Source organism: Streptomyces sp. SID14478 (assembly GCF_010548525.1).
Classification (GTDB): domain Bacteria; phylum Actinomycetota; class Actinomycetes; order Streptomycetales; family Streptomycetaceae; genus Streptomyces.
On record NZ_JAAGMG010000491.1, the window covers coordinates 1 to 3710 of the forward strand.

4 protein-coding genes and 1 pseudogene are annotated in these 3710 nt (G+C 72.0%); 2 read left to right on the top strand and 3 right to left on the bottom strand.

Annotated elements, in window-relative coordinates; all coding sequences use genetic code 11:
• Window positions 1-956: penicillin-binding transpeptidase domain-containing protein (locus G3I40_RS16260; RefSeq protein WP_275410192.1), on the top strand; the 956-nt coding region annotated here is incomplete at its 5' end.
• Here G3I40_RS16260 and G3I40_RS16265 read toward each other — a convergent pair.
• From G3I40_RS16265 to G3I40_RS47165, 3 genes are all read right to left on the bottom strand, one after another.
• On the bottom strand, window positions 950-1150 hold the full coding sequence (locus tag G3I40_RS16265; protein ID WP_164302875.1) for a hypothetical protein: 201 nt from the start codon (window positions 1148-1150) through the stop codon (window positions 950-952). The genes G3I40_RS16260 and G3I40_RS16265 overlap by 7 nt on opposite strands.
• 89 nt (window positions 1151-1239) lie before the next feature.
• Window positions 1240-2016, bottom strand: a complete 777-nt coding sequence (locus G3I40_RS16270; RefSeq protein ID WP_239091773.1) for a glycoside hydrolase family 88 protein — start codon at window positions 2014-2016, stop codon at window positions 1240-1242.
• Window positions 1953-2366, bottom strand: coding sequence for a hypothetical protein (locus G3I40_RS47165; RefSeq protein WP_239091772.1), 414 nt, complete (start codon window positions 2364-2366; stop codon window positions 1953-1955). Before G3I40_RS47165 ends, G3I40_RS16270 begins: the two co-directional genes overlap by 64 nt.
• Window positions 2367-2924: 558 nt before the next feature.
• Between G3I40_RS47165 and G3I40_RS16275 the strand changes: the two are divergent.
• Window positions 2925-3710, top strand: a pseudogene (locus tag G3I40_RS16275) (FUSC family protein); the annotation flags it as partial.

Below are 3710 nucleotides of genomic sequence, written 5' to 3' on the forward strand. Positions count from 1 at the left end.
ACGGGACGGCGCTGCTGTCCGTCCCGGAGGGCGCGCCCGGCACGCTGCGGACCACGCTCGACGCGCGCCTGCAGAAGGCGGCCGAGCGGGAGGTCGCCCTGCGCGCCGACGCCTCGCTCGTGGTGCTCAGACCCTCGACCGGGGAGATCCTCGCGGTCGCCAACTCCCGTGGCGGCGGCTCGGACACCGCTCTGGAGGGGCGGCTCGCACCCGGCTCGACGATGAAGATGATCACGGCCTCACTGTTGCTGGAGAAGAAGCTGGCCGATCCGGACAAGCCGCACCCCTGCCCGAAGAACGCCTCCTACGGGGGCTGGAAGTTCCACAACGTCGACGATTTCGAGATCCCCGGCGGCACGTTCCGCACCAGCTTCGCGGCGTCCTGCAACACTGCCTTCATCACGCAGGCGGGCCGGATCGCGGACGAGGACCTGTCACGGCAGGCCCGGGACGTCTTCGGCATCGGCGCGCACTGGTCGGTCGGCGTCCCGGCGTTCGACGGCACGGTCCCGGTCGAGCACGCCGCGTCGAAGGCGGCCTCGATGATCGGACAGGGCGAGGTGCGGATGAACCCGATGACGATGGCGTCGGTCATCTCGACGGCCCGGACCGGACGGTTCACGCAGCCGTATCTCGTCGCGCCGTCCGTCGATCACCGCGCCCTCGCGACGGCGCACCGCCCGCTCGCCCCCGACGCGCACAAGAAGCTGCGGGACCTGCTGCACACGACGGCGACGGCCGGGTCGGCGGCGGGCTCGATGCTGGGGCTGCACGGGGACATCGGGGCGAAGACCGGGTCCGCGGAGGTCATCGGGCAAAAGGAGCCCAACGGCTGGTTCGCGGCCTGGCACGGCGACCTCGCCGCGGCCGCCGTGATGCAGCGCGGCGGCCGGGGCGGCGAGTCGTCGGGGCCGCTCGTGGCGGCCGTCCTGAAGTCGGTCGACGGGGGTCAGTGAGCGACGGCGAAGATCAGCACCGCGGTCAGGCCGAGCGCCGCGCACAAGGATGCGGCCATGGCGATGCTGACGGCCTTCGCGACGACCGCGGTCGTGTCACCTCCCTCCTGGACACTGCGCCGCATGGTCCAGGCGGCTTCGGTGAGCAGGGCGACACCGATGACTCCACACAGAAGCACCACTACATCGATCATCGGACTATCGTGCGATGCCGTGCTCCCCACCCGGCGCGGGCGCGCGACGCGCCCCGCCGGGTGTGACCGATTGGCCCCGTCCGCGCACGTCATCCGGCCAGCGCGGCGAGCTCCGTCCCGGCCAGGAGGAAGCCGCCCACGCCGAAGTCCGCCGTGCTGTCGTACGTGATCGGCTGGCTCGACTCGGGGCGGTCGCCCACTTTCTGGACGTACCCGAGGAACCCGTCGGGGTGCACGGCCTCGGCGACCAGGCCCTGCCACGCGGCTGCTGCGACGGGCAGCAGCGCGGCCCGGTCGACGAGGCCGGCGCGGATCGCGTACGCGGTGCCGTACAGGAAGAAGCTGGTGCCGCTCGTCTCGGGGCCGGGCAGGTGCGCCGGGTCGGCGAGGTTCACGTTCCAGAAGCCGTCCGTGCGCTGGACGGCCGCGACCGACTGCACCAGCCGCGTCAGGGTGGCCCGGTACTCGGGGACGTGCGGGGCCGAACTCCCCAGTGCCTTCAGGGTCTTGACGTGGCCGCCCGCGACCCAGCCGTTGCCGCGCGACCACAGGACCGGCTTGCCGGAGGGGGAGGCGATGCCGCCGGGCAGGAAACGCTTGTCGCGGTACCACAGGCCGCTCGTGTCGTCGTAGAGGCCGGGGCCGCCCTCCGCGTGCTTGGTGTGGGTGTAGAGGCGGTACAGCTTCTCCGTGTACGCGGTGTCGGCGCGCAGCACACCGAGGCGGGCGAACGGCGGCATGGCCATGTGCAGGGCGTCGTCCCACCACCAGTCGTCGTTCTTGGCGGGCTGGTCGGTGTACGTCATGCGGTGCAGATTGGCTTCGAGCGCGGTGAGTTTCGCCGCCTCGGGTTCGGCCTCGTACAGGTCGAGGTAGGCCTGGGCTGCGCACTGGTTGTCGGCGTGGCGGGTGGTGGCGCCGTCGTGAGTCCGTAGTCGTGGCCCTCGGCCCAGTCGCGTGCGTACGCGAGGTAGCGGGCCTCGCCGGTCAGCCGGTGCAGGGCGAGCAGGCCGCTGAAGAAGGTGGCGTTGGCCCAGAGGTTGTCGCCGGGGTCGGTGTGGGCGCCGATCCAGTGGTCGGCCACGCGGCGCAGCACGGCGACGATCTCGGCGCGGGTCGGCAGCGCGGCGGTCCGGGGTGCGGCGTGGGCGAGGGGGGCGAGTGCGGTGGACGCGGTCAGGGCGGCGGCGCCGGCGAGGAAGTGGCGTCTGCGCATGGGGGCCTTCTCTCGTGGGGGGGGTGGGGGTGGGGTGATCAGCCCGATCCGGTCGTGAGGTGGACGACGCCGGAGACGACGCCGCAGCGCCGCTCCTGGGTCGTGCGGGTCGGAGAGTCCGCCGTCCGGCCGCCGGGCTGGACCTCCGCCCGGGCGTACGGCGCGGCCGCCAACAGTCGGCTCGCCGTCGCTGCCGTTGCCGCTGCCGCTGTCGCTGTCGCAGTCGCAGTCGCAGTCGCAGTCGCAGTCGCAGTCGCAGTCGCCAAGGAGATGCGTCGCTTCATCGACATGCGCGCCTCACATCCTGTTCCGGTCAACTCGGTTCCATGGAACCGTAATTCAGGTGTGTGAACACCGCGTAGCAATGTGAACCACGGCACGCAGCAGTAAAGGACCAGACCATGCTCACGTCAAGGCCGCGGTCGTCTCCTCGTATGCTCGGAACACGAACGACGGATCGATCTTGGAGTGGCACAAGTGACGCAGGTGACGCGACGGCCGACCCTGGCCCGGACGTGGGACCGATTCGTGGCGTCCGACCCCGGTCTGCTGCGGCTGATGGCCGGGCTGCGGACGGTCACCGCGATCGGCCTGGCGCTCGCCGTGCTCGCCCTGCTCGGGACCGATGTCACGCGGATGGTCGCGGGCGCGATGGCCGCGATGGTCAGCACGTTCGCGATCCGCGAGAAGACCGTGCGCGGCCAGGCCGTCACGCTCGCGCTCGGACTGCCCGTGGCCCTCGCGGCGGTGTCGCTGGGCGCCCTGCTGCACAGCCGGGTCGTCCTGGGCGACCTCTTCTTCATCGCCCTGATCTTCGGCGCCGTCTACAGCCGCAGATTCGGCGACCGGGGCACGGCGCTGGGCCTGATCGGTTTCCAGATCTATTTCGTGTCCCTGTTCGTGAACGCCACGGTGGATCAACTGCCCCGCCTCTTCGGCACGTTGGCCATCTCCTTCGCCAGCAGCGCGGTGGCCCGCTTCGCTCTCGTACCGGAGACACCGCAGCGGGTGCTCGGGCGGCTGCGCGAGGCCTTCCGGGCGCGGCTCGCCCAGCTGGTGACCGCGCAGACCCGGCTGCTCGACGCCCCGCCGGAGGAGCTCGACGACCTGCTGGACGATCTGCGGCGGCACACGGCGCGGCTGCACGAGGCGGCGCTGATGATCCAGGGCCGCCTGGAGGACGGCACCAGGGACGAGTCCACCGCCGCGCTGATCCAGCGCCGCGTCGCCGACGCCGAGGTCGCCGCCGAGCGCCTGGGCATGCTGCTCCTGAACGCCCGCAGCGCCGAGCGCGCCGACACCCTGACCCTGCACCTGCCGGGCGCGCCGGTGCCGGCCCACGGC